Source organism: Pseudomonas sp. 39004 (assembly GCF_028682155.1).
Taxonomy (GTDB): Bacteria; Pseudomonadota; Gammaproteobacteria; order Pseudomonadales; family Pseudomonadaceae; genus Aquipseudomonas; species Aquipseudomonas capeferrum.
On the sequence record NZ_JANIAG010000085.1, the window covers coordinates 1 to 23223 of the forward strand.

At 64.1% G+C, this 23223-nt stretch carries 22 protein-coding genes and 1 pseudogene; 14 read left to right on the forward strand and 9 right to left on the reverse strand.

Features of this window, described 5'->3' with window-relative positions; all coding sequences use genetic code 11:
- Together NP534_RS15685 and NP534_RS15690 are read left to right on the forward strand one after the other, a co-directional pair.
- Positions 1 to 487: pseudogene (locus NP534_RS15685) on the forward strand (molecular chaperone HtpG); the annotation flags it as partial.
- Between the two features lie 62 nt (positions 488 to 549).
- The gene (locus NP534_RS15690) at positions 550 to 1275 is read left to right on the forward strand and encodes a dienelactone hydrolase family protein (RefSeq protein ID WP_274099310.1); all 726 of its coding nucleotides are present in this window, start codon (positions 550 to 552) and stop codon (positions 1273 to 1275) included.
- A gap of 30 nt (positions 1276 to 1305) precedes the next feature.
- Here the strand turns inward: NP534_RS15690 and NP534_RS15695 are convergent, their stop codons facing one another.
- Positions 1306 to 2169 (reverse strand): pirin family protein, encoded by an 864-nt coding sequence (locus NP534_RS15695; protein ID WP_274099311.1) that lies wholly within the window; start codon positions 2167 to 2169, stop codon positions 1306 to 1308.
- A gap of 115 nt (positions 2170 to 2284) precedes the next feature.
- Here NP534_RS15695 and NP534_RS15700 point away from each other — a divergent pair, with 115 nt between their 5' ends.
- A complete protein-coding gene (locus tag NP534_RS15700) occupies positions 2285 to 3289 on the forward strand; it encodes an amidohydrolase family protein (protein WP_274099312.1) in 1005 nt (334 codons plus the stop codon).
- A 71-nt stretch (positions 3290 to 3360) separates the two neighbouring features.
- On the opposite strand, the gene fabB is transcribed toward NP534_RS15700, so the two are convergent.
- The 5 genes from fabB to NP534_RS15725 form a co-directional block, all read right to left on the reverse strand.
- Entirely contained in the window at positions 3361 to 4581 is a 1221-nt protein-coding gene (gene fabB / locus NP534_RS15705; protein ID WP_033699258.1) for a beta-ketoacyl-ACP synthase I, read from the reverse strand.
- A gap of 11 nt (positions 4582 to 4592) precedes the next feature.
- On the reverse strand, positions 4593 to 5108 hold the full coding sequence (gene fabA, locus NP534_RS15710) for a 3-hydroxyacyl-[acyl-carrier-protein] dehydratase FabA (RefSeq protein ID WP_033699257.1): 516 nt from the start codon (positions 5106 to 5108) through the stop codon (positions 4593 to 4595).
- A gap of 207 nt (positions 5109 to 5315) precedes the next feature.
- Complete coding sequence (locus tag NP534_RS15715) at positions 5316 to 7247, reverse strand: ATP-binding protein (protein WP_274099313.1); 1932 nt, start codon at positions 7245 to 7247, stop codon at positions 5316 to 5318.
- A complete protein-coding gene (locus NP534_RS15720) occupies positions 7244 to 8134 on the reverse strand; it encodes an ABC transporter substrate-binding protein (RefSeq protein ID WP_274099314.1) in 891 nt (296 codons plus the stop codon). Before NP534_RS15720 ends, NP534_RS15715 begins: the two co-directional genes overlap by 4 nt.
- A complete protein-coding gene (locus NP534_RS15725) occupies positions 8134 to 10281 on the reverse strand; it encodes a TonB-dependent receptor plug domain-containing protein (protein WP_274099315.1) in 2148 nt (715 codons plus the stop codon). Before NP534_RS15725 ends, NP534_RS15720 begins: the two co-directional genes overlap by 1 nt.
- Before the next feature lie 147 nt (positions 10282 to 10428).
- Between NP534_RS15725 and NP534_RS15730 the strand changes: the two genes are divergently transcribed.
- From NP534_RS15730 to NP534_RS15765, 8 genes are all read left to right on the forward strand, one after another.
- Complete coding sequence (locus tag NP534_RS15730) at positions 10429 to 11454, forward strand: NAD(P)H-dependent glycerol-3-phosphate dehydrogenase (RefSeq protein WP_274099316.1); 1026 nt, start codon at positions 10429 to 10431, stop codon at positions 11452 to 11454.
- Between the two features lie 35 nt (positions 11455 to 11489).
- Positions 11490 to 11837 (forward strand): DUF4389 domain-containing protein, encoded by a 348-nt coding sequence (locus NP534_RS15735; protein WP_027592856.1) that lies wholly within the window; start codon positions 11490 to 11492, stop codon positions 11835 to 11837.
- Complete coding sequence (sixA, locus tag NP534_RS15740; RefSeq protein ID WP_033699251.1) at positions 11834 to 12292, forward strand: phosphohistidine phosphatase SixA; 459 nt, start codon at positions 11834 to 11836, stop codon at positions 12290 to 12292. The genes NP534_RS15735 and sixA overlap by 4 nt, the downstream gene beginning before the upstream one ends.
- A gap of 104 nt (positions 12293 to 12396) precedes the next feature.
- Positions 12397 to 12771: a hypothetical protein gene (locus NP534_RS15745; RefSeq protein WP_274099322.1), complete on the forward strand. Its 375-nt coding sequence runs from the start codon at positions 12397 to 12399 to the stop codon at positions 12769 to 12771.
- A 92-nt stretch (positions 12772 to 12863) separates the two neighbouring features.
- Positions 12864 to 13652 (forward strand): alpha/beta fold hydrolase, encoded by a 789-nt coding sequence (locus NP534_RS15750; protein WP_274099317.1) that lies wholly within the window; start codon positions 12864 to 12866, stop codon positions 13650 to 13652.
- Positions 13649 to 14503 carry an alpha/beta hydrolase gene (locus tag NP534_RS15755; protein ID WP_274099318.1) on the forward strand — a complete coding sequence of 285 codons (855 nt, stop codon included), beginning with the start codon at positions 13649 to 13651 and terminating at the stop codon, positions 14501 to 14503. Before NP534_RS15750 ends, NP534_RS15755 begins: the two co-directional genes overlap by 4 nt.
- A gap of 109 nt (positions 14504 to 14612) precedes the next feature.
- Positions 14613 to 15407 carry a DUF4892 domain-containing protein gene (locus NP534_RS15760; RefSeq protein ID WP_033699247.1) on the forward strand — a complete coding sequence of 265 codons (795 nt, stop codon included), beginning with the start codon at positions 14613 to 14615 and terminating at the stop codon, positions 15405 to 15407.
- Positions 15408 to 15419: 12 nt separating this feature from the next.
- Positions 15420 to 16466 (forward strand): AI-2E family transporter, encoded by a 1047-nt coding sequence (locus NP534_RS15765; protein WP_033700174.1) that lies wholly within the window; start codon positions 15420 to 15422, stop codon positions 16464 to 16466.
- Between the two features lie 36 nt (positions 16467 to 16502).
- Here the strand turns inward: NP534_RS15765 and NP534_RS15770 are convergent, their stop codons facing one another.
- From NP534_RS15770 to NP534_RS15780, 3 genes are all read right to left on the reverse strand, one after another.
- Positions 16503 to 18923 (reverse strand): TonB-dependent siderophore receptor, encoded by a 2421-nt coding sequence (locus NP534_RS15770; RefSeq protein ID WP_274099319.1) that lies wholly within the window; start codon positions 18921 to 18923, stop codon positions 16503 to 16505.
- A 95-nt stretch (positions 18924 to 19018) separates the two neighbouring features.
- A complete protein-coding gene (locus NP534_RS15775; RefSeq protein WP_274099320.1) occupies positions 19019 to 19963 on the reverse strand; it encodes a FecR family protein in 945 nt (314 codons plus the stop codon).
- Between the two features lie 11 nt (positions 19964 to 19974).
- Positions 19975 to 20472: an RNA polymerase sigma factor gene (locus NP534_RS15780; RefSeq protein WP_033699241.1), complete on the reverse strand. Its 498-nt coding sequence runs from the start codon at positions 20470 to 20472 to the stop codon at positions 19975 to 19977.
- A gap of 201 nt (positions 20473 to 20673) precedes the next feature.
- Here NP534_RS15780 and kdpF point away from each other — a divergent pair, with 201 nt between their 5' ends.
- From kdpF to NP534_RS15795, 3 genes are all read left to right on the forward strand, one after another.
- Positions 20674 to 20763, forward strand: a complete 90-nt coding sequence (gene kdpF / locus NP534_RS15785; protein WP_033699240.1) for a K(+)-transporting ATPase subunit F — start codon at positions 20674 to 20676, stop codon at positions 20761 to 20763.
- A 9-nt stretch (positions 20764 to 20772) separates the two neighbouring features.
- Positions 20773 to 22467: a potassium-transporting ATPase subunit KdpA gene (gene kdpA / locus NP534_RS15790; protein WP_274099321.1), complete on the forward strand. Its 1695-nt coding sequence runs from the start codon at positions 20773 to 20775 to the stop codon at positions 22465 to 22467.
- A gap of 10 nt (positions 22468 to 22477) precedes the next feature.
- Positions 22478 to 23223 (forward strand): P-type ATPase (locus tag NP534_RS15795; RefSeq protein ID WP_443201081.1); only part of this gene is annotated, 746 nt, incomplete at its 3' end.

The window sequence follows — 23223 nt, forward strand, 5'->3', positions numbered from 1 at the left end:
GCTCTTCCGATCTCTCAACGAGTTCGACGGCAAGAGCTTCGTCGACGTCGCCCGTGGCGACCTGGACCTGGGCAAGCTGGATTCCGAGGAAGACAAGAAAGCCCAGGAAGAAGTCGCCAAAGACAAAGAAGGCCTGGTCGAGCGCCTGAAAGGCGCGCTGGGTGACAGCGTTGCCGAGGTGCGTGTTTCCCACCGCTTGACCGACTCGCCGGCGATTCTCGCCATCGGCGAACAGGACCTGGGCCTGCAGATGCGCCAGATCCTCGAAGCCAGCGGGCAGAAGGTGCCGGATTCCAAGCCGATCTTCGAATTCAACCCGAGCCACCCGTTGATCGAGAAGCTGGACCACGAGCAGAGCGAAGACCGCTTCGCCGAGCTGTCGCACATCCTCTTCGATCAGGCGGCCCTGGCGGCCGGTGACAGCCTCAAGGACCCGGCGGCCTACGTTCGTCGCCTGAACAAGCTGTTGGTCGAGCTGTCTGCTTGAGTTGATGCATCGATAAGCCCGCTTCGGCGGGCTTTTTCATGGTGAATGCTAAGGAGTGCTTGATGAGCAAGGTAATCGTCGAATCATTGGTCTATCACCTGTCTGGCAAGGCCTATGAAAGCCGCCTGGTCTACGAGCCTGGTGCGTTGGGGCGGCCGGGGCTGGTGATGGCGCCGAACTGGATGGGTATTGGCGAAGGTGCCGAGCGCATTGCCAGGGAAGTGGCCGAGAAGGGCTATGTGGTGCTGATTGCCGACCTCTATGGGCAGTCGGTGCGGCCGTCCAATGCCGATGAGGCCGGGGCGGCGATGATGCCATTGAAGAACGACCGCGCAGAGCTGCGCAAGCGCATGCAGGAAGCGCTCTCGCAGCTGCTGGCGCAGTCCAAGGCGTTGTTGGAGCCTGGCAAGGTGGCCACCTTCGGTTTCTGTTTCGGTGGCTGCTGTGCGCTGGAACTGGCGCGTGCGGGTGCCGACCTGAGGGCTGCGGTCTCCTTCCACGGTACCCTGGATACGCCGAACCCGGCAGATGCCAAGCACATCAAGGGCTCGGTGCTGGTGCTGCACGGTGCGTCCGACCCGCTGGTGCCGAAGGAGCAATTGCCAGCCTTCGAAGACGAGATGAATGCGGCCAAGGTCGATTGGCAGTTGCTCAGCTATGGCGGGGCGGTGCATTCGTTTACCGACCCGAATGCGAACGTGCCGGGCAAGATGCAGTACGACCGTCGTACCGCGGAGCGCGCGTTCCGCTCGATGCACAACCTGCTTGGCGAAGTGTTTCAGCGCTGACAGTGCATGGGGGCCGCACAGCGGCCCTCATCACCGCGGTAACTCGATTCGTGAAGTCTCCCCCGGCACCGTCGGCCAATCCCCCGTAGCCCACCTCGCCCTGGCCCGCTCGATCAAGGCCGGATCACTCGCCACGAAGTTCCAGTTCATCCGTCGCGGCCCATCCAGCGGCTCGCCGCCGATCAATACCAGCTGGCATTCACCCTCTGCGTACAAGGTAACCGCTTCGCCCTCCGGCAGCACCACCAGGCTGCACGGCTCGACAGCCTCATCGTTCAGTACCAGCTCGCCGTCAAGCAGATACAGCGCCCGCTGCGCATGTTCATCCGCTACCTGCAGCGTGGTTGCCGGCTGCATGTGTACATGGGCGTAGAGGGTAGGGGAGAGCACCGGTACCGGCGACTCAAGGCAGAACCCGTGGCCGGCAATCATGCAGATGCGTACCCCCAGGCTATCACTGACCGGCAGGCTTTCCGCCGGGTGATGGCTGTAGCTTGGTGTGCCCTCCTCAAGCGCGCGCGGCGATGCCAGCCAGACCTGCAGGCCGTGCAGGCGCGAGCCACGGGCAAGCGCATCGGCCGGTGTGCGCTCGACATGCGCCACACCACTGCCAGCGGTCATCCAGCTGACATCGCCTGGCCGCACATGCTGCGCGGACCCTAGGCTGTCCTTGTGCAGGATCTCGCCTTCGAACAGGTAGGTCAGCGTTGACAGGCCGATATGCGGGTGCTGACGGATGTCCATGCCACGGCCTGGGGCGTAGTCCGTTTCGAGCATATGGTCGAAGAACACGAACGGGCCGACGCTGCGGCACTGCGCCGATGGCAGCGGGCGCAGGATCGGCTGGCCCTCGACCGACTCGGCACGTGGGCGGATGACCAGGGGGCTGCTCATGGTGGGCTCCGGGCAGGTTGCAAGTGCTCCAAGCATAGCGGTTTGCCGGGGTTTGCTGAACTGCGGCGCGGGCCAGTCGGTCTACCCTGTTCGTACTTGGAGAAGGAAGCTGCCCATGATCGCCAGAGCGCTGGCTTGTGCGTTGTTGTCCGGCTGCTTGTGCCTGCCGGCACAGGCGCGCGACTACCGCTACAGTGACGCCCACCTGCACTACGTGGACTTTTTCCAGGAGACAGAGGGTATGCCGGCCTTGATCAAGGCCATGGATGAGGCGGGCATCGAGCAGTCGATGATCTCCGGCATCCCGGTGGCCAAGAAATGGCACGAGGACGAACCCAAGCGCCCGCGTTATTACGCAGGTGATGACGCCGATGCCTATTGGTACAGCGCGACCGATACCTACGTCGCCGCAGCCCTTGAGAAGCTGCCAGAGGCGCAGCGGCGGCGCTTTCATCCGTTTCTGACGGGCTTCAACCCGGTAGACAAGAACGCTGTCAGCCACATCGAGCGCATGCTCGAGCTGTACCCCGGGCTCTGGCAAGGCATCGGCGAGGTGTTCACCCGTCATGATGACCTCACGGCCCTGACCAGCGGCGATACGCCGCGTGCCAACAACGAAGCCATGACGCGTATCTATCACCTGGCGGCAGAGCGCGACCTGCCAGTGCTGCTGCACTCCAATATCACCTCCAAGCGTGAGCGCAACCCCCTGTACCTGGCCGAAATCGAAGAGCCGCTGCGTAATCATCCGCATACCCGGTTTATCTGGGCGCATGCGGGCACGAGCATGGAGATCCATCGGCATCAGACGCAGATGGACTTTCTGTTGCCGGTGCTGACGCGTTTGCTGGAGGACTACCCGAACCTGTATGTCGACTTGTCGTGGAGTGTGCTCAAGCCCTATTTGCTGGACGACAAGGGCGTGCCGCGCAAGGCCTGGGTCGAGCTGGTCAAGCGCTACCCGGAGCGCTTCATGCTGGGGTCGGATGTGGTGGGGCGGTTTGGCAGCCTGGGGGAGGAGATGCACGGCTTCAAGCCGTTCCTCGATGCCTTGCCCGAAGCGGTGGCCAACAAGGTGGCGCGGGATAACTTCCTCGCGGTGTTGCCCAAGGCGCGCTAGCAGCCGGTACCGGCAACACAAAAGAAAACGCCCCGAACCAGTCGGGGCGTTTTCATTACTGCGTCACGGCCTTACTTGCCAGCCCAGCGCTTGAGCACCAGGGTGGCGTTGGTGCCGCCGAAGCCGAAGCTGTTGCTCATGACCGTATCGATCTTGGCGTTTTCTTCGGTCTTGCGCAGGATCGGCAGGTCAGCGACTTCCGGGTCCAGCTCGTCGATGTTGGCGGAGCCGGCGATGAAGTTGTTTTCCATCATCAGCAGGCAGTAGATCGCCTCGTGCACACCTGCGGCGCCCAGCGAGTGGCCCGACAGGCTCTTGGTCGAGCTGATCTTCGGTGCCTTGTCGCCGAACACTGCGCGAACACCCTTCATCTCGGCAACGTCACCGACCGGGGTCGAGGTGCCGTGGGTGTTCAGGTAGTCGATCGGGGTGTCGACGGTGGCCAGCGCTTGCTGCATGCAGCGGATGGCGCCTTCGCCGCTTGGTGCGACCATGTCGTAGCCATCGGAGGTCGCGCCGTAGCCGACGATTTCGGCGTAGATCTTGGCGCCACGGGCCAGTGCGTGCTCCAGTTCCTCGACCACCACCATGCCGCCACCGCCGGCGATGACGAAGCCATCACGGTCGTTGTCGTAGGCGCGCGAGGCCAGTTCCGGGGTTTCGTTGCGCTTGGTCGACAGGGCGCCCATGGCATCGAACAGGAACGATTGGCTCCAGTGCTCTTCTTCACCGCCACCGGCGAAGACGATGTCTTGCTTGCCCCACTGGATCTGCTCCAGCGCGGTGCCGATGCAGTGTGCCGAGGTGGCGCAGGCCGACGAGATCGAGTAGTTCAGGCCCTTGATCTTGAACGGGGTGGCCAGGCACGCCGAAACGGTGCTGCCCATGGTGCGGGTGACGCGGTACGGGCCGACGCGCTTGACGCCTTTCTCGCGCAGGGTGTCCAGCGCTTCCATCTGGTTCAAGGTCGAGGCGCCGCCGGAACCGGCAACCAGGCCGGTGCGCGGGTTGGAAACCTGCTCTTCGGTCAGGCCGGCGTCCTTGATTGCGTCCTGCATCGCCAGGTAGGCGTAGGCCGCAGCGTGGCCGACAAAGCGATAGACCTTGCGGTCGATCAGTTCTTCGAGGTTGAGGTCGATGGACCCGGAAACCTGGCTGCGCAGCCCCATTTCCTTGTATTCCGGGTTGAAACGGATACCCGGACGGCTGTTACGCAGGTTTTCGGTGACGGTCTCTTTGTCATTGCCCAGGCACGATACGATGCCCAGACCAGTGATAACGACGCGGCGCATGCGAATAACCCTTAGAAATTGTCAGTGGAGGTGAACACGCCGACCCGCAGGCCTTCGGCGGTGTAGATCTCGCGGCCGTCGACGCTGACCGAGCCATCGGCGATGGCCATGTTCAGCTTGCCCTTCAGGACGCGCTTGATTTGAATGTTGTAGGTGACTTTCTTGGCGGTAGGCAATACCTGGCCGAAGAATTTCACTTCGCCCGAACCCAGCGCGCGGCCGCGGCCCGGCAAGCCTTGCCAGCCGAGGAAGAAGCCGACCAGCTGCCACATGGCGTCCAGGCCCAGGCAGCCCGGCATGACCGGATCGCCTTCGAAGTGGCAAGCGAAGAACCACAGGTCCGGATTGATATCCAGCTCGGCGACCAATTCACCTTTGCCGTACTTGCCGCCTTCTTCGCTGATATGGGTGATGCGATCGACCATCAGCATGTTCGGCGCGGGCAGTTGCGCATTACCTGGGCCGAACAGCTCACCGCGACTGCAGCGCAGCAGGTCTTCCCGAGTAAAGGCGTGTTGTTTGGTCATGCGAGCTCCTCAATAACCCCCTGCGGCAGGGGATGAATCTTCCCGGCCGGCCCGAAAAGCGATGACTCCGGGGCGGCAGCCTACAGGTAGACTATTGCGTTGTGGTGAAAGTCACAGTGCACCAGACGAAAGAAGTACAGGTGTGCACTGAAACGTCTATTTTCAGGCCCGAAGAAGGTCCTGTCCAGTCCTTAAGACTGCCGCACTTTAGCATTTATCGCCAGTCGCGGTTGTCTGACCGGGTAACCAGCGTTGCAGCACGCGTTGCAGTTCGGTACGGCGCAAGGGTTTGCTCAGGTAATCGTCCATGCCGGCGGCCATGCAGCGCTCACGATCACCCTCCAGGGCGTTGGCGGTCAAGGCGATGATCGGCAGGTGCATGCCGTTGGGCAGCAGGCGGATGCGCTGGGTGGCTTCATAGCCATCCAGGTTCGGCAGGCGGCAGTCCATCAAAATGGCGTCGAAGCGTTGCTGGCTGACCTGCTCGACTGCCTGGAGGCCGTCTGCCGCCACGCTGACTTCAAGCCCCAGGCTGCGCAACATGGCTTCTATGACATTCTGATTGACCAGGTTGTCCTCTACCAGCAGCACCCGCTCGCTACCGGCCAGCGGCCGCTGCTCGCGCACCGCTGCGGGCAGTTGCACCGGGGCAGCTGCGGCCAGGGCCAAGGGCATTTCCAGGGTGAAGGTCGAGCCCAGGCCCTCGCGGCTTTCACCGCGCAGCTTGCCGCCCATGCGTTCGGCCAGGGTACGTGCGATCGACAGGCCCAGGCCGGTGCCGCCATAGCGCCGGGAAATCGAACTGTCGGCCTGCTGGAAGGCGACGAACATCATTTCCAGGCGGTCGCTGTCGATGCCGATGCCGGTGTCGCGCACGCTGCAGGTGAACCAGAGCAGTTGTCGGTCCAGTACCTGGCAACGCGCCTCGACCTGCACCTGGCCCTGCTCGGTAAACTTCAGGGCATTGCCGACCAGGTTCAGCAAAATCTGCCGGATCCGCGTCGGGTCGCCGTTCACCCTCAAGTGTTCGATGCCTTCGGGCATGTGCAGGTGCAGACCGAGGCCGCGTTGCTGGGCGCTGTGCTGGAACGATTGGACGCTGCTGGCGATCAGGTCGCCGAGGTTGAAGTCGATGCGCTCCAGCTCCAGCGCCGTGCGCTCGATGCGCGAGAAGTCGAGAATGTCGTTGATGACCTTGAGCAAATGCCCGGTGGACTCGGTGGCAACTGCGGTGTAGTCGGCCTGTTCGCTGGTCAGTGGGGTGGTTTCGAGCAGTTGCAGCATGCCCAGCACGCCATTCATGGGGGTGCGCAGCTCATGGCTCATCATCGCCAGGAAGTCCGACTTGGCGCGGTTGGCCTGTTCGGCCTCTTCACGCGCCTGGGTCAACTGGGCGATGGCCTGCTTTTGCTCGTCACTGGCTTGCTCAAGGGCGCTGGCCAGGTTGTTGATGTGGCGCGCCAGATGGCCCAGCTCGCTGTCATCGACCACCGGCAGCGGGGTGTTGTATTCGCCTTGCTGAATAGCCTTGACCGCATGGCCCATGTCGCTGATGGGCTTGGCCAGGCTGACGGCCAGCCGCCGCGCCAGCAGGAAGGTGAACAGCAGGGCGAACAGGGCCAGGATGCCCGCCTTGATGACGATTTCCTGCTGGCGCTGGCTGAAGGCATCGTCGGACATGCCCACGATCACCCGCCCCAGGTAGTCGTCACCGATGGCCGGGGAAGAAACCTTTCCCGGCTGCAGGAAGTCGGTGTCCAGGCGGATCTGCTGGAGGCGGATCGGGGCCTGGAACACTTCCACCCGCTGCGCCCGATTGGCGCTTTCGTCAGACTGCTCGACGTAGACCAGGATGTGGTTACGGCTGTCCTGTACCTCCAGAAAGCGTACGTGTGGAATGCTCAAGGTGGCGCGCATCAGCCCTTCGAGCACTTCGTTGTTGCCCGAGATCACCCCGTATTCGGAGGCCGGCGCCAACTGGTTGGCGATCAGCTGGCCGGTGTGGTTGAGCTCCTGGCGCAAGTCCTGGATCCGCACGAAGGTGAAGAAACTGATCAGCAGCAAGGTCAGCAGCAGGGCGGGGCCGAGGCTGATGATTTGGGTGCGGGTGTGGATGTCCCAGCTCAGGCGTCTGCTCATGGGGTGGATTCTCCTTCGGCCAGGGCCTTGGCGGCGGCGTTCGGATCGATGGGTTCAAGGCCCAGGGCGCGTGCCACTTGCTGGTTGCCACTGACGCCGTAGCGCGCGGGGTAAAGGCTGCGCGGCCAGCGTGCCGGCGGCTGGTCGAGCAAGTGGTCGAGCACCGCCAACCAGTCGTCCTGGTCGCTGTAGGTGCTGGCCAGGGCGCCTGCGCGAACAAAGCCTGCGTTCGGGCCGATCAACGCCATTTGCCGCCCATAGCTGCTGAGCAGCAGGTTTTTTGCGGTCTTGGGGTTGTACAGGGCGGAGTCGTCCAGGCCTAGCAGCACGTCGCTGTTGCCCAGCAGGTATTGCAGGGGCCGGCTGTCACGCGGGTCGGGCCAGTCCTGGGCAATGATCTCCAGGCCCAGGGGGCGGGCGGCATGGCGAAGCTCATCGAGCAGAAAGGCACTGTGCTTACCGTAAAGCACGCCGATGCGTTGTGCTTGTGGCAGCAGGTAGCGCGCCAGGCGCAGTTGGCGGGCCAGCGGCGGGTCGCTCCACAGCAGGGTAAGGAAGGCGGGGCGTGACTTTCCCAGGCGCTGTTCAGCCTGTACCCGGCTTACCCGCATGGCCAGTGCCGGCGGCCCGGCGCTTTCACTCAGGCGCCACTCCAGTGCGGCACGGTCGAGCAGCACCAGACGCTGATCGGCCTTTAGCCGACCTGGGCGCGGCAAATCGGCCGTGGTCTGGAAGCGCACTCGATCCTGCGGGCGATGGCTTTCGACTGCCGCGACGAAGCTGCGAATGCCGGGCTGGTCTTCGCCACCGACCAGCAGAATATCACTGGCCCACAGCGGCCCCAGGGGCCATAGGCAAAGCAGCAGCAGGCGCAGCAGGCGGGCCATCAGAATTCCAGCTCCGCACTGACGCTCAGGCGATGGCGGCTGTCGTAACGGTTTTGCAGTGCGGTAGTCGGCTCATCGTCCAGGCGTTGCTGCCACAGCGCTGCCAGTTCCAGGTTGCTGCCCTGTACCCGGAAACGCTTGGCCACGCGCAGGTCCAAACGCTCGTAGCGGTACTGGTTGAGGGCATCGTCACCGTAGTAGAAAAGCGCGCTCGACCAACCAGCGCCCCATTCGCGCATCCAGCCCGCCGAGCCGCTGTTGCGGGCGCTGAGGCGTCGGTCGTCGGGGTTGCTGGCCCAGGCATCGACGTAAGCGTAGGTCACGCGCAGGCGGTCGCGCAGGGTGGGGCGCCAGTCCAGTTGCGCCTCGCTGCCGGTGAAGCGGGCCTTGTTGGCGTTGCTGGCGATGTACTGGTTGTTCTTCAGCGGCTCGCTGATCATGCCGGTGATTTCGTCGTAGAACACCTTCACATCCATGCTCAGGTCGAGGTCGCTGAAGTAGCCGTTGTAGCCCAGCTCGCGCGAGCGCATGCGCTCCTGGTCGAGGTCGCCCGGGCCGCGCGTCTTGACGAAATACTCACCGTGTTGCTGGCCAAACGCATTGGGGCTGAGGTTTTTGACCGTGTAGCTCCAGTTGACGTTGTTCTCGAACATGTCGGGTGAGCGCACCGCCTCGGAATACACCGCACGCAGGCCATGGCGTGGGGTGATCAGGTAGTTGACCGCCACGCGTGGGGTCAGCGAGCTGCCGGACAGGCGCGAGTCCTCGAACATCGCGCCGCCCTGGATGATCCAGTGCTCATCGGCGCGCCATTCCAACTGGCCGAACAGGCGCCAGGTCTGGTCGTCCAGGCTGCCGTTGAAATAGGTCTGCGAGTCGGCGCGGTCATAGCGGTAGTTCATGCCGCTGAGCAGGCGCAGGCTGTCGGTCAGGCTCAGGGTGTCCTGGATTTCCAGGTCGTAGCGGGTTTCGCGGGTGCTCTGGTCGACATCGCCGCAGACCACATTGCGCCCGCCCTCGCTGTTCCACTGGGCCTGGATGGCTTCGACCAGGGCCTGTTCTTCGGGGTTGCTGCTGCGCGGGGGGTTGTTGGCGCCGCGCGCCACCAGCTCGGCAAAGTTCGGGTTGAGCTGCCACAGCCGGGTCAGCTCCGGGCTGAACGACAGGGCCGCGTCGCAGGCACGCCAGACCTGCTGGCGGTCGAAGTGCTGGGCCGAGCCCTGCACGTACAGGCTGTGATCGGGGTTGAAGTCGATGTTCCAGCGTACCGAACCTACGTAGTCCTTGGCATTGACGTCGGCGTTGTCGCCCCGCTGGGTCACATAGGGGAACACCGGCTGGTAGGTGTAAGGCCGCTGGTTGCTGCCTTCCTTGGCCGCCAGTTGCCATTCCAGGGTCTGGTCGGGGGCCAGGCTGTGGCTGGCACTGAGGTTGAAGCGGGTGAGGCGGCGGCTGTCGCGGTAGTCCTGGCCGTACTGGTCCTTGTCGAAACCATCGTCCTGCTGGCCCGACACCGACAGGCGCATGTCGCCGCCGTCCCAGCCGAAGCCGTGGCTGGCGTAGAAATCGTTGATGCCGTCCTGGCCACGGGTGACCTTGAGGCGCGTGCCATGGCTGTCGGCGGGGTTGCGGGTGAGGATATTGACCACGGCCATCAGCGCGTTGGCGCCATAGCTGACCGTGTTGGGGCCACGGAATACCTCGATGCGGTCGATGTCCTCCATGGCCAGCGGGATGTCGCTCCAGTCCACCGTCGCCAGGCCTGCGCGGTACACCGAGCGTCCGTCGATCAACACCTGCATGCGCCGGGCGTCATTGACGTTGCTGCCATGGTAGTTGACGGTTGGCTGGTTGCCGGCGCCGTAGCCGATCATCATGCCGGGCACCAGGCGCAGCAGTTCGGGGATGTCGCGGGCACCGCTGGCGCGGATCAGCTCGCTGTCGAGCACGGTCATGCTGCCGGGCACCGCCGCCGGGGATTGTTTGAGCCGGGTGGCGGTCAGAACCTGCGGCAGGTCGGCGTTGTCGATGAACAGATCGTCGGCCATGGCCGGGCCGCCGAGCAAGGCGGTCAATAGTAGAAGACGCGGGTAGGGGGGCGTGCCAGGCAACACGGTACGACCTTGTTTCAGAGATGAAACAGGCATGTTAACCGACCGTGGGGCTTTTGCCAGTGATCTGGCTGGGATCTGATTGCCCTGTCTGTGCAATCTGCGTTGCTAGCCTTGGCGCATGGCAGGCGAGCCGTATAATGCCCTGGTCGCCACTTAACTTTTGGCTTTAACGGATTGGATATGACTGAACAGCAACCTGTTGCAGTTCTGGGCGGCGGCAGCTTCGGCACCGCCGTGGCGAACCTGCTGGCGGAAAACGGTGTACCGGTGCGCCAGTGGATGCGCGACCCGGAGCAGGCCGAGGCCATGCGCGTGAACCGCGAGAATCCACGCTACCTCAAAGGCATCCGCGTGCACGATGGGGTCGAGCCGGTCAATGACCTGCTGGCTACCTTGCAGGCCTGCGACCTGGTCTTCGTCGCCTTGCCGTCCAGCGCCTTGCGCAGCGTGCTGGCGCCGCATGCTGCGTTGTTGCGTGGCAAGGGCCTGGTCAGCCTGACCAAGGGCATCGAGGCGCAAAGCTTCAAGCTGATGAGCCAGATCCTCGAAGAAATCGCCCCCGAGGCCCGCATCGGCGTGCTGTCGGGGCCAAACCTGGCCCGCGAGATCGCCGAGCATGCACTCACCGCCACGGTGGTCGCGAGCGAAGACGAAGCGCTCTGCCAACGGGTGCAGGCCGTGCTGCATGGGCGCACCTTCCGCGTCTACGCAAGTGCCGACCGCTTCGGCGTCGAGCTGGGTGGCGCGCTGAAGAACGTCTACGCCATTATTGCCGGCATGGCCGTGGCGCTGGGCATGGGCGAGAACACCAAGAGCATGCTGATCACCCGTGCCCTGGCCGAAATGACCCGCTTTGCCGTGAGCCAGGGGGCCAACCCGATGACCTTCCTTGGCCTGGCCGGGGTCGGTGACCTGATCGTCACCTGTTCATCGCCCAAGAGCCGCAACTACCAGGTAGGTCACGCGCTGGGGCAAGGCTTGAGCCTGGAGCAGGCCGTCAATCGGCTGGGCGAAGTCGCCGAAGGGGTGAACACCCTCAAGGTGCTCAAGGCCAAGGCCCAGGAAGTGCAGGTATACATGCCGCTGGTGGCAGGCCTGCATGCCATCCTGTTCGAGGGCCGTACCTTGAACCAGGTGATCGAGCACCTGATGCGCGCCGAGCCGAAGACCGACGTCGATTTCATTTCCATCAGCGGTTTCAATTGAGCCGTCCGCGGCCCTGATAAAGCAAGGAGCGAGTCATGAACGATACACCCGAACGCGCCCAGCGCGAGTCGATCATCCTGCGGGTACTGTGGATGCTGGTGTTCCTGGTGGTCTGGCAATTGGCCGAACTGCTGCTGGGCGGCCTGGTGCTGGTGCAGTTGATCTACCGCCTGGTGTACGGCGCGCCCAGCGCCAGCCTGATGAACTTCGGTGACAGCCTTAGCCAGTACCTGGCGCAGATCGGCCGCTTCGGCAGCTTCCACAGCGACCAGAAACCTTGGCCGTTCGCCGACTGGCCAGCACCCCGTGCGCCAGAAGGCGAAGCACCGCATGCCGTGGCACCGGCGCCGCACCCGGTGCGTGACGAAGAGCCCAAGCTGTGAAACTGTGGGTGCTGCGCCACGGTGAGGCGGAGCCGCGGGCCAACACCGACGCCGAGCGGCGCCTGACCAGCCATGGCCGCGAGCAGGTGCTGCACAGTGCCGCGCGCCTGCTCGGGCAGCCGTTGCAGGCAATCATCGCCAGCCCATACGTGCGTGCCCAGCAGACGGCTGCCCTGGTGCACGACACCTTGGGTTTTGCCGAACCTGTGCGCACCGTGCCCTGGTTGACGCCGGAAAGCGACGTGCAGCAGGTAATCGGCGAAATCGAACGGCTGGGCCTGGAGCACGTGCTGCTGGTCAGCCACCAACCGCTGGTGGGGACGCTGGTCGGTGCCCTTGAACATGGTCATCTGCAGCAACCGGCGGCCATGAGTACCGCCAGCCTGGCGGAGCTGGAGGGGGACTGGCCGCTGGCCGGGCTGATGAGCTTGCGCGCACTTAACGCGCCGTCCTGATGCCTGGCAACTGGCATTATTGTCAGTTGCCGCTTCACTTGGCAGCTTGCTAGCGTTGCTCCATCGGACGGGTGGATGGCAGGGAGCGATTGATGAAAGGGCAGATGCAGGCGTTGTTACGCTCCGTGGACTTGCAGCCCACCGTGGACAAGGTGCAGGAAGGCGAGTTGCTCGACTTTGCCCAGTACAGCCTGCTGCGCGACTCGGCCGACGCCAAGCTCTATCATCTGATGGGCAAGGTGCGTGGCCATTACGGGCTGGAAGCCAACGCCAGGCAACAGGGCGAGGAAGACCTGCGTGCCCTGCAAGAGGCCTGCCTGCGGGTTTCCCACTTGCTGCAGACCAGTTGCCTGGCATTGCGCAGGCTGCAGCTCGACTACCAGGACCAGCGTCTGGCCCGCGAAGTGCTCGAGAGCCAGTTGGCCTACATGCAGGCCTGCCTGCAACGTTCACTGGTCAGTCTGGATCGCAGCAGATGACCTGATAGCCCTCGCCGATGACCTTTCCAAACATTGCCGAGCGGCCTCGCGATGCAGACAATGGGCCATCATCCCCGTCCGGACCAGGCGCCATGTCGCAGCACATCTTCTTCGCCCACGCCAATGGTTTCCCGTCTGCCACCTATGGCAAGCTGTTCGCCGCCCTGGCGCCAGACTATCAGGTCCGCCACCTGGCCCAGCATGCCCACGACCCGCGCTTCCCGGTGAACGAAAACTGGCAGAACCTGGTCGATGAGCTGCTGCACCATCTGGCGCAACAAGACGCGCCGGTTTGGGCGGTGGGCCATTCGCTGGGCGGGGTGCTGCACCTGCATGCCGCCTTGCGTTGCCCCGAGTACTACCGCGGGCTGGTCATGCTCGACTCGCCAGTGCTGACCCGCGCCGATCAATGGTTGCTGCGCACGGCCAAGCGTTTTGGCTTCATCGACCGTATCACCCCGGCAGGCCGTACCTTGGGGCGCCGCGAGGCGTTCGCCGATCGCGACAGCGCACGGGACTACTTCGCCAGCAAGCGCTTGTTCCGGCATTTTGACCCCGATTGCCTCGAAGCTTATCTGGAGCACGGCCTGGAGCCTGCCCAGGGTGGCTTGCGCCTGCGTTTCGACCCGGCTACCGAGATCAGTATCTATCGCAGCATCCCCCACGCAAGCCCTGCGCCTGCCCGGCAATTGCAGGTGCCACTGGCGATGGTCTGCGGTGAGCGCAGCAACGTGATCCGCCGTCATCACGCGCTGGCGGTGCGCGGCATGGCACAGGGTGAGTACCACAGCGTGCCGGGCGGGCACATGTTCCCGCTGGAGCGCCCGACCGACACCGCCAGCTTGATCAAGGGCCTGTTCGACCGCTGGAGCCAGGCATGAGCGCGCACATGCAGGAAATCCGCTTGAGCCTGGGCCATATCGAGCTGGCCGCTCACCTGTTCGGCCCCGAGGACGGGCTGCCGGTGATCGCCCTGCACGGCTGGCTGGACAACGCCAACAGCTTCGCCCGCCTGGCGCCGCGGCTGCAGGGCCTGCGCATCGTCGCCCTGGACCTGGCCGGGCATGGTTACTCGGAGCATCGGCCCCTCGGGGCGGGTTATGCCCTGGCCGACTATGCCCACGATGTGCTGCGGGTTGCCGAGCAGTTGGGGTGGCAGCGGTTTGCCCTGCTGGGCCATTCGCTGGGGGCGATCATTTCGGTGCAACTGGCGGGCGCCTTGCCGGAGCGCATCAGCCACCTGGCGCTGATCGACGGGGTCATCCCACCCACCGGCGCCGAGCAGGACGCAGGCGAACGCCTGGGCATGGCATTGCAGGCGCAGTTGCGCCTGGACGGCAAGCGCAAGTCCGTTTACCCGGCGCTGGAGGAGGGCGTGCAGGCGCGTATGAAGGGCATGGTCGCGGTCAGTCGCGAAGCGGCCGAGCTGTTGGCCCAGCGTGGGCTGATGCCCGTGCCGGGTGGTTACAGCTGGCGCAGTGACAGCCGCCTGACCTTGCCATCCCCTACACGCCTGAGCCACGCCCAGGCCATGGCCTATGTCAGGCGGGTGAGTTGCCCAGCCTGCCTGGTGGTGGCTGCCGATGGCATGCTGGCGCGCCACACCGAGTTGCTGGAACAGCTACCCTTTGAGCAGGTGACGCTGCCCGGTGGTCATCATCTGCACCTGAACGATGAACAGGGCGCGGCCCTTGTCGCAGACTGTATCAATCGCTTCTTTGGCTTTGCTTGACTTGCACCGGACAAGTGCCGAGGCTTGGCGGGTTGAACAGGGAGACAACCATGCAAATGCCAGACACGCTGGACCATAACTTCGGTGCCAAGCACCGACTGGGCTGCCGATGAGCGCGCCCGTTACCCTCCGCACCACCTTCGCCGCCTGCCTGATGCTCGCCAGCCCGTTGCTGTGGGCCGACAACCTGCCCGTCCCCGTGGACGCCAAGGTGGTCGATCAACGCCCTGCAGTGGAGCAGGAGCGCGTCTACCCCATGGGGCCCTTGCGCAAGATCAGCGGCCGCCTGCGGGTCGATGACAAGGTCGAAAGCCGTGGCCAGGTCAGTTCGGTCACCTATGAACTGCCGGTCGAGCGCAGCGCCCGCGAAGCGTTCACCAGTGCTCGAGAAGCGCTGCAACACGACGGCGGCTACCCGCTGTTCTGGTGCCAGGGCCGTGATTGCGGCGAGGCCAGCCTGTGGGCCAACGATGTATTCGCCAATGCCCGTTTGAACGGCGGTGACGAGCAGCAAGCGTTCATTCTGTTGCGTCGCTCGGCCGAACAGGCCGACACCCTGGTCGCCCTGTACAGCGTCACCCGTGGCAACCGCCGCGCCTACCTGCATGTCGAGGAGTTCGTCGCCGCCAGCCCGCTTGGCGAGTTGCTGCCGACCGCCGGCACGGTGCTGCGCGAAATGCGCGACACCGGCAAACTCGACTACCCTGACCTGAGTACGCCGCAACCGGCCTGGGTGGCCCTGCTTGGGCGCAGCCTGAACCTGGACAGCACCCTGCGGGCCAGCCTCAGTGGCGCCAACGCCGAGGCCTGGCGCGAGGCCTTGGTCAATGCAGGCGTGCGCAGCAGCCGCCTTGAAGTCGGTACCGCAGCCACCGAAGGCCTGCACCTGGAACTGATCCGTTGAATGAGCGTCACCATGGCCAATAATGACCGCCTGCTGGTCCAGATCGTGCTGCTGGCGCTGCTCGGTGCTGCCCTGTGGGTCATGGCACCGTTTATTTCGGCGCTGCTGTGGGGCGCCATTCTGGCCTTCGCCAGCTGGCCGCTGATGCGCTTGCTGACGCGCGTGCTGGGTGGGCGCGAAACCCTGGCGGCGAGCCTGCTGACCACGGCCTGGATCCTGATCGTGGCCTTGCCGCTGGTGTGGCTGGGGTTCAACCTGGCCGACCATATCCGTGATGCCACGGCGTTTGTCCGTGACGTGCAGGTCGATGGCCTGCCCGATGCACCGGCCTGGCTCGGCAGCGTCCCCTTGGTGGGGGAGCGCATGGTCAACTGGTGGCAGTCGCTCGACCAGCAGGGCGCGGCGCTGATCGCGTCGATCAAGCCTTACCTGGGCCAGGTGGGCAACTGGTTGCTGGCACGTAGCGCACAGATCGGCAGCGGCGTGCTGGAGCTCACCCTGAGCCTGGTCTTCGTGTTCTTCTTCTACCGTGACGGCCCGCGTTTGTCGGCGTTCGTGCTGCGCCTGCTGCAGCGCTTGACGGGGGACCGCGCCGATTATTACCTGGAGCTGGTTGCCGGCACCGTGCAGCGGGTAGTCAACGGTGTGATCGGCACCGCAGCGGCCCAGGCCCTGCTGGCGCTGATCGGCTTTCTGATTGCTGGCGTGCCGGGGGCGATCGTGCTTGGCCTGGTGACCTTCATGCTCAGCCTGATCCCGATGGGGCCGCCGCTCGCGTGGATCCCGGCGACGGCCTGGCTGGTGTGGAAGGGGGATTACGGCATGGCGATCTTCCTGGGCATTTGGGGCACCTTCGTCATCAGCGGCGTGGACAACGTGCTCAAGCCCTACCTGATCAGCCGAGGGGGCAATCTGCCGCTGGTGATCGTGCTGCTCGGGGTGTTCGGCGGGTTGATCGCCTTTGGCTTCATTGGCCTGTTCATCGGGCCGACCTTGCTGGCGGTAGGGTACAGCCTGCTGCTGGACTGGAGCCGCAACGCCGAGCAGCAGACGCCGTAGGCGCGGCCTTGCGAGGGGCCGCGCCTGCAGCAGTTGCTAGTACTTCCACGTCACCGAAGCCGTCAGATTGCGTGGTGCGCCAAAGTTGGTGGACCCCGCCGACTGGTACAGCGACAACAGGTATTTCCTGTCGAAGACGTTGTTCAGATTCAGCGAAGCGCTCCAGTTTTCGTCAAACGTGTAGCTGCCCATCAGGTCGACCAGGGCGTAGGCGCTTTGCCGAACGCGGCTGTTACCATCGGCCTCGGTCGCGCTTTGCCACTGCACCCGGCTACCTACGCGCGCTTGCGGCATGCCGGGCAGGCGGTAGGTGACACTGCCGCGCAGCGTGTGGCTTGGCACGTATCGACGGGTTTTCTCGCCGTCGTCATCCTCGATGTGCACGTAGGTGTAGCCTGCGGCCAGTTCCACACCTGGCATCGCCTCACCGGAAGCTTCCAGCTCCACACCCCGGCTGTTGTTGTCTTCGCCACGGTAAGCGTACTGGCCGTTGATGATCTCGCCAGTGGTCACCGCCACGTTTTGCTGCTCGGTCTTGAACACTGCTGCAGTGACGGTGAGCCGATGATCGAGCAGGCTGCCCTTCACGCCCACTTCAGTGCTTTTGCCTTCCAGCGGTTCGATCACGCCCCCGGCCGAGCTGCGCAGGTACTGCGGTTTGAAGATCTCGGCCCAGCTTGCATAAAGGCTCCACTGATCATTCAAGTCGTAGACCAGCCCGGTATAGGGCGTCACCTTGCCGTGCACCCGGGTGTCGTGCGCCGCACCATAGCCCATGCCCTCACCGTCGGCGCTGAGCATACGGGCACCGGCGATCCAGTGCAGGTCGTCGGTCAGGCTGAAGCGCGCGCCGGCATACAGGCTTTTCTGGCGGTCGGTGAAATGCTGGGTATTGAGCTCATCGGTGTACGTCAAAGGTGGTTTTACGACTGCCCCGGCAAGTGCGTCGGCAAGGCTGACGATCTCATTGCCGGAGGCGTTGCGGTAGTAGCCGCGCTCATCGTGGCGGCTGCGGCCATAGTTGGCGCCCAAGGTCAGTTCATGCTGGCGACCCAGCAGCGCGAAAGGCCCAGACAACTGTGCTTCGCCGGTGAGCTGATGCTCGGTGCTGGTGGTGCGGTTGATGTAGGCAAACACATCGTCGGCGGTGGCGGGGATGGCATAGAGCATCTGGGTGTCCTGATGCTGATTGGTCCCGGTCACGGTGACCTTGCCTTTCCACCCCGCGCCAAAGTCGTGCGCCAGCTCGGCAAACGCCCGTTGTGTGTGGATGTTCCAGTAGGTCCAGGGTTGGCCGATGCTGGCGCTGCGGCTGCTGTAGTGGATCGGGTTGCCCGCGTAGTCGGCCATCGGCAGGGCACCCCAGGTGCTGCCGTTGGAATCGCTCTTCTGTTCGGAAAAACCGACGGTCAGGGTATCGGCGTCTGACAGGTCGAAGGCCAGCAGGCCTGCTGTTACATTGATTTCGTGGCTGTAGCGATCAAGGTACGAATTGCCCTTGTCATGGGCGTAGATGAAGCGCCCGCGCACCTTGCCGCTGTCACTCAGCGGGCCGCTGACATCGACGTCCACCCGGCGGTTGTCCCATGACCCGACACTGGTGTTGAGCCTGGCCTGGAAGCTGTCGGTCGGGCGCTTGCGCACGAAGTTGACCGTGGCAGACGGGTTACCTGCGCCGCTCATCAGGCCGTTGGCGCCATGCAGTACATCGATCTGCTCGAATTCGGCCAAGTCCTGGTCACCCAGTAGCACACCGGATGAGAAGGGCATGCCCATGCCGTCGTACTCGAAGTTGTCGATGGTGAAACCGCGCGAGGTGAAGGCGGTGCGGTCGGTCTCGAACTGTTCGACAGTGACCGTGGGGGCGTTGCGCAGTGCATCTTTCACACTGTTGAGCTTGAAATCGTCAATCTGCTCGCGGGTAACGGTCGACACCGCCTGTGGGGTTTCCCGGTTGCTCAGGCCCAGGCGCGTGGTGCTGGAGGCGGGTTTGCCCTGATAGCCAGGGCGCTGTTCATCAGCCTGGGCCAGTTGATAATGGACCTGGGTGGGCGCCAGCAGCACTTCGTTGCCCTGGCTCTGCGTCTCGCTGGGCACCAGGTAGAGCGTCGCCGCGTCGGTGCGGGCGAAGTTGTAGCCACTGCCTTGCAGCAACCTGGCCAGGCCCTCTTCGGCCGAGAAACGGCCTACCACGGCGGGGCTGCGCAGGGTTGCATCGACGTTGCCGTCGAGCAGCACGTTCTGCCCGGATTGTTGGCTGAACACCAGCAACGCCTGGCGTAACGGCTGTGCCGGGATGTTCAGTGACAGTTGCTGCATCGACCTCGCAGGGGCCTGCCCAGGTGCGGCCTGCGCCTGGAGGTTACCGACCAGCAACGTGCAGGCCAGTGCTGCGCCCAGTGCCTTGCGCTGCCAGTGTGGATGAAGTGTGGTGTGCAGTTTGTGTCGGTTGGCCATTCAGGCGTGCCCCATGCAGTACGGATATGCGAATAAATCTCAGTGCCGTTAAGACGCATGGGGCATCGGAATGTCTGATGGCGCTTTGAAATTTTTCAGGCGGGGTAGATCAGCGTGACCAGGTCGGTGTAGCGCGTGGTGCGTACGGCAAGGGCCCGGGACAGCACATCGAGCATCTGGTCGGGGTGGTCGAGGTTGAGAATCAGGCTCACGCGTCGGGCGGCCAGTTGCTTGTCCATGATGAAAATCCGGCCCTTGCGCCAACGCTGCAGTGCATCGACCACGGTCAGCAGTGGCTCATTGAAGAACACCAGCCGGCCATTGCGCCAGGCTAGCATCTGCGCCAGCTCCGCACGCTGTATGTCACCCGTCGCACGGGCGCTGAAACTGAGCGAAAGGCCTTCTTCCAGCTCTGTCTGCTGCCCGGCCGTCAGCACTTGCACACGCCCTTGGCTAACCGCCACCAGCCCCGCGTCGTTTTCGCACGACACGCAAAACTCGCCTTCACGGGTGTGCAGTCGCCCAGCTTGGGTGTTGATACTGAACTCACCCGCAGCGCTCGGCCTAACCCTGAAAAACGCTTGGCCGTGAAGCAGCTCGACTGCCCGGCGGGTCGCTGAAAAGTCCAGGTTCATCGCCGTGTGGCCGGCCATTTCGACCGTCGAGCCGTCGGGCAGGTACGCGATGCGGCGTTCGCCCACGGCGGTGCGCAGGTCGGCGAACGGTGAGTCCATGCCGTTCAGCCACAACGTGCCGGCGCCTGCAGTCACTGCAGCAGCACTGGCGGCCAGCCCCAGGCCGACGAAGCGGCGCCTGGACAGGCGTGACGGGGCCGCAGGGGCAGCGCGTTGGGGTTGCAGCAGCAGCGCCGAAGCGGCCCACAGGTTTTCAAGTTCGGCATAGGCCTGGGCATGGCGAACATCAGCGGCCATCCACGCCGACCATGCCGCCCGTTGCTCAGGTGTGGGCGCACCGCCGTGGAACAGCGCAAACCAGGCGTTGGCCTGGTGGCTGATGTCATTGGCAGCGGTGTGATCCATCGGCTCCGGCTTCACTGGGACATGCCCTGTTTCAACAATTCCAGTGCCTTCACCATACGGCTGTACGCCGTCTTGGGGGAGATGCCAAGCCGTGTACCGATGTCGGCATAGGTCATGCCTTCGACCCGCACCATCAGGAACACCTCGCGGCACGGTGCAGGCATGTTCTGGATCACGGTGTTCAGCGCGGCCAGTTGCTGATTGGCAATGGCGGCCTGTTCCAGCGTTGCGCTCGGCTGGGCCGTCGCGTGCGCTTCCTGCGAGTCGAGCGGCTCGCTCTTGCGGTGTTGCTGACGGCGGGTGTGGTCGATGAACAGGTTGCGTGCGCTGGAAAACAGGTAAGCGCGAAAGTTCTCGATGCGGCTGCGGCCCATCTGCTCGGAAAGCCGGATGAATGCGTCCTGGGTCAGGTCGGCGGCGGTTTCCTTGCAACGCAGGCGGCGGTCCAGGTACTCCTGAATCTCCTCGCGATGGGCGAGGTAGAGTGCCTTGAGATCTGAACCGGACATGGGGCCACCTTAGCGGGCGTGCGAGCGAGGGCGGCAAAATAGCACAAATGAGAATTGTTTTGATTGGTGTTTTTCGCGCGTCACCTCGCGTTTTTACGCATTCTTTATGCCTTACCTCACCCCTCGATCTCGCCCCTTTACGCCCCTCCCTCGGACAATTCCCTCAAAGCGGCCCAAGCCGCACCACGGGGAGCTTCACACATGAACATGCTCGACGGGCTGTCACTGCTGCTGGCAGTGGCATTGGCTATTTACCTGCTGGTGGCGCTGCTGCGCGCCGATCGCAGTTAGGGAGTGGCCATGCACAGTTACGACTTTGCCTTGTTACTGGCGTTTTTCGTCATCGTGCTGCTGCCGGCACCTTGGCTCGGGCGGTTCTATTACAAGGTGATGGAAGGCCAGCGCACCTGGCTGTCACCGGTATTGGGCCCGGTGGAGCAGGGCTGCTATCGGTTGGCGGGCGTTCACGCCGACCAGGAGCAGAACTGGAAGCAATACACCCTGGCCTTGCTGGCCTTCAACCTGGTCGGGTTCCTGCTGCTGTTTGCCGTGCTGTTGCTGCAGGGGTACCTGCCGCTCAACCCACAGCACCTTCCCGGCCAGGAGTGGTCGCTGGCGTTCAACACCGCCGTGAGCTTCGTTACCAACACCAACTGGCAGGGCTACAGCGGCGAGGCGTCGGTCAGCTACCTGAGCCAGATGCTCGGCCTGACTGTGCAGAACTTCGTCAGCGCCGCCACTGGCCTGGCGGTACTCGTGGCCCTGTGCCGCGGCATTGCCCGTCGTTCGACCGCCACCCTGGGCAATTTCTGGGTCGACATGACCCGTGCCACCCTCTACGGCCTGCTACCGCTGTGCCTGGTGCTGGCGCTACTGCTGGTCTGGCAGGGCGTGCCGCAGACTTTTGCCGACTACGCTCATGCGCTGACCTTGCAAGGCAGCGAGCAGACCATTCCGCTTGGCCCGGCGGCCAGCCAGATTGCGATCAAACAACTGGGCACCAACGGTGGTGGCTTCTTCGGCGTCAACTCGGCGCACCCGTTCGAAAACCCCAGTGCCTGGAGCAACCTGTTCGAGGTGGCCTCGATCATCCTCATCCCGGTGGCGCTGGTGTTCACCTTCGGCCACTACGTGAAGGACCTGCGCCAGAGCCGGGCGATTCTGGCCTGCATGCTGAGCCTGTTCCTCATCGGTGGGGCTACCGCGTTGTGGTCCGAACACCAGCCCAACCCGGCACTTGAAAGCCCACAGGTTCAACAGAGCGCGCCCATGGAGGGCAAGGAAAGCCGCTTCGGCACCACCGGCTCGGTGTTGTGGACGGTGACCACCACCGCTGCCTCCAATGGCTCGGTCAATGCCATGCACGACAGCCTCAACCCGCTGACCGGCATGGTCGCGATGGTCAACATGATGGTGGGTGAGGTGATCTTCGGCGGTGTGGGCGCGGGGCTCTACGGCATGCTGTTGTTCGTGCTGATCGCCGTGTTCCTGGCCGGCCTGATGATAGGCCGCACGCCGGAGTACCTGGGCAAGAAGCTGCAGGCGCGTGAAGTGCAGTTGCTGGTGGCGACCTTGCTGGTGATGCCGGTCGGCGTGCTGGTGCTGGGCGCCATCGCCGCCAGCCTGCCGGGCCCGGCGGCTGCGGTGAGCAACCCGGGTGCCCATGGCTTCAGCCAACTGCTGTACGCCTACACCTCCGGCACCGCCAATAACGGCTCGGCGTTTGCCGGTTTCGGTGCCAACACGGTGTACCACAACCTGATGATCGGCCTGGCCATGCTCATCGGCCGCTTCGGTTACATCCTGCCGATACTGGCCCTGGCCGGCAGCCTGGCGGCGAAAAAGAGTGCGCCCCAAGGGCTGAACAGCTTCCCCACCCACGGACCGCTGTTCACCGGCCTGCTGCTGGTGACCATCCTGCTGGTGGGGGGCCTGACCTTCCTGCCGACCTTGGCCCTTGGGCCGATTGCCGAACACCTGAGCCTGGGCTTATGAGGAGCCGACCATGAACATGCCCATTGCTGATGTAAAAGCCCCTCGCAACGCCAAGGACCAGACCCGCTTCGCCGCGCTCTGGCGCCCGGCCCTGGTCCAGGCCTTCGTCAAGTTGGACCCGCGCCAGCTCAAGCGCTCACCGGTCATGCTGGTGGTTGCCCTGACTGCGGTGCTCACCACCGTGCTGTGCATTGCCCCTGGCAGTGGCGTGAGCACGGCTGTTGCGGTGCAGATCGCCTTGTGGCTGTGGTTCACCGTGTTGTTCGCCAACTTCGCCGAAGCCCTGGCCGAAGGCCGAGGCAAGGCCCGCGCCGACAGCCTCAAGGCGGGGAGCCAGGGGCTCACCGCCCAGCGTCGCGACAGCGCGGGTGTATTCCAGACGGTCGCCGCCACCGCGTTGCGCAAGGACGACGTGGTCAAGGTGGTCGCCGGTGAACTGATCCCCGGCGACGGCGAAGTGCTCGAAGGCATCGCCGCCGTCAACGAGGCGGCCATCACCGGCGAGTCTGCCCCGGTAATTCGCGAGTCCGGCGGCGACCGCTCGGCGGTGACCGGCAACACGCGGCTGGTGTCCGACTGGCTGCTGATCCGCATCACCAGCAACCCGGGCGAATCGACCCTGGACCGCATGATCGCCTTGGTCGAGGGGGCCAAGCGGCAGAAGACGCCCAACGAGATTGCCCTGGATATCCTGCTGATCGGCCTGACCCTGATCTTCCTGGTCGTGGTGGTGACCTTGCAGCCGTTCGCCCACTT